The organism is Phenylobacterium sp. (genome assembly GCF_030654915.1).
Lineage (GTDB): Bacteria > Pseudomonadota > Alphaproteobacteria > Caulobacterales > Caulobacteraceae > Phenylobacterium.
The window spans coordinates 1-2225 of the sequence record NZ_JAURWM010000399.1; the positions used below are offsets into that span (position 1 = coordinate 1).

Below are 2225 nucleotides of genomic sequence, written 5' to 3' on the forward strand. Positions count from 1 at the left end.
TTCCAGGATGTAGATGCTGTCCACCACTTTTGCGATGAGCGGATCGTGGTTGGCGAGCACCCAGAGGTGCGGAAACAGCCGTGTCGTCTTCTTGGTCTGGATATCGTCCAGTAGCAGCCGGATAAAGCGTTCGAGCTTCTGTTCTGCCGTCAGGCCCGGCTCATGAAGAATGGAATTGATGTTGTCCGCATAGGGGACGAGGACGTGGTTGATCACGTCCAGCATCAAGTCGCTGCGGCTCTTGTAGTAGTAGCTGACTGCCCCGATCTGGATGTTGCAGCGACGTGCGACTTCGCGAAGCGTTAGGGCTTGGTACCCATCTTCGATGAGAATCTCGAGCGCCGCGTCCAGGATCTGGATCACTCGATCGCGACCTGTCTGATACGTGCCCGAGCCCTTACGGGTCCGCAGGCGGGATGCCCCAATCATAGGTCGTTCTTGTCCTTAGCCGGCCGGGTCGGTTCGATGCTGAAGGCTAGCACGTCCCCTCTCCGACCGGTGTGGTGGTCGATCTGATCCTGGGCTTGATCTCGCACAGCCTACGATCTCGGCTTGTCACAGAGCATTGACGATAATCATCCCGCCGGCGCGATGAACGCCAGGGGCCTGGGATTTGGGAAGCGCTCATGATGATAACTTTGGTCAGTTGACCAATATTAGTCAATGAGCATAACGTTCGCGAAAGCCCAGGAGGAAACATGGCCCGCGAACTTCGACTCAACGCCTTCGCGATGAACTGCGTGGGACATCAATCCCAAGGCCTTTGGCGCCACCCTCGCGACCGGTCGGCGGAGTACTGGCGCCTGAATCACTGGGTCGAGCTTGCGCGCCTGCTCGAACGGGGAAAGTTCGACGGCCTGTTCCTGGCTGACGTGGTCGGCGTGTACGACGTCTATGGCGGCAGCCCGGACACCGCCCTGCGAGAGGCGGTGCAGGTTCCGACCAATGATCCGCTGCTGATCATCCCGCCGATGGCGCAGGTTACGGAGAACCTGGCCTTCGCCGTCACGGTCAATCTTTCACATGAGCCGCCCCTGCCGTTCGCACGGCGGATGTCAACGCTCGACCATCTGACTGATGGGCGGATCGGGTGGAATATTGTGACCGGCTACTTGGACAGCGGCGCCAAGGGCGCGGGTCGTGGCCAACAGGTGGCGCACGACACCCGATACGACATCGCCGAGGAGTTCATGGATATCCAGTACAGCTTCTGGGAAGGAAGCTGGGAGGACGACGCAGTTCGTCGCGATCACGAGGCCGGTGTCTTCACCGAACCCGGCAAGGTCCATCGGGTCAGCCATGACGGCGAGTACTTCAAGGTGGACGGTGTCCACCTCTGCGAACCATCGCCGCAACGCACGCCGGTGCTCTACCAAGCCGGCTCGTCATCGAAAGGCACAGCGTTCGCCGCCAAGCACGCGGAATGCGTCTTTGTCGGCGGCCACTCGCGAAGCAAGACCGCGACCGATGTCGCAAAACTGCGCGCGCTCGCCGCCGAGTCCGGTCGAGCGCCGTCTGACCTGCTCGTCTTCGGGCTGGTGACGGTGATCACGGCCGCCACTGACGAGGAGGCGGAAGCCAAGTTCGAAGACTACAAGCAGTATGTGAGCGCGCCCGGCGCCCTGGCCCTGATGGGCGGCTGGACAGGCATCGACTTCTCCAAGCCAGAGCTCGTGGCCGCCAATGCGGCCAACAGTAACGCGATCCAAGGCGCGGCGGCCGCCTTTACCCGTGGCGGCCCCAGCGAGCATGTGGACGTGGACAGCATTGGCCGGTCGGTGGGGCTTGGCGGCGGCGGCCCGGTTTTGGTGGGTGGGGCCAAGAAGATCGCCGACGAACTCGAGGCCTGGGCGGCGGAATCCGACCTTGACGGCTTCAACCTCGCCTACGTCGTGATGCCCGAAACCTTCAGCGACGTGGTCGATCACCTCATCCCCGAGCTCCAGCGACGTGGGTCTTTCAAAAAGGAATACGCGGCCGGAACCTACCGCGAGAAGCTGTTCGGGCGCGGGGCTCGCCTCGAGGAAACCCATCCCGCTGCGACGCGCCGTCGCAAAAGCCTGTGACGGCGGCGGCCGCAGCCTAACCGGCGGCTAGCGCCGCGGCCCGGCGGATGGGGAGATACCACGTGAAGGAAGAAGAGGCCGACGCACCCAGCTCGGGCGGCGCCGAGACGGCCGCTGGCCTGCGAGCTTGGCGCGGTGGACTTCGGGACAAATGGCCTT

2 protein-coding genes are annotated in these 2225 nt (G+C 62.9%); one reads left to right on the forward strand and one right to left on the reverse strand.

All coding sequences use genetic code 11. From position 1 onward, the window contains the following. A partial coding sequence (locus Q7T84_RS21060; protein WP_304813145.1) for a TetR/AcrR family transcriptional regulator occupies nucleotides 1–363 on the reverse strand: 363 nt, incomplete at its 3' end. Nucleotides 364–698: 335 nt separating this feature from the next. Between Q7T84_RS21060 and Q7T84_RS21065 the strand changes: the two genes are divergently transcribed. Continuing rightward, entirely contained in the window at nucleotides 699–2066 is a 1368-nt protein-coding gene (locus tag Q7T84_RS21065) for an LLM class flavin-dependent oxidoreductase (RefSeq protein ID WP_304813148.1), read from the forward strand. Nucleotides 2067–2225: the final 159 nt, after the last annotated feature.

What these genes read in the sequence shown, in the direction of transcription:
- Q7T84_RS21065 (WP_304813148.1), top strand. Translation starts at nt 699, where the DNA reads ATGGCCCGCGAACTTCGACTCAACGCCTTCGCGATGAACTGCGTGGGA.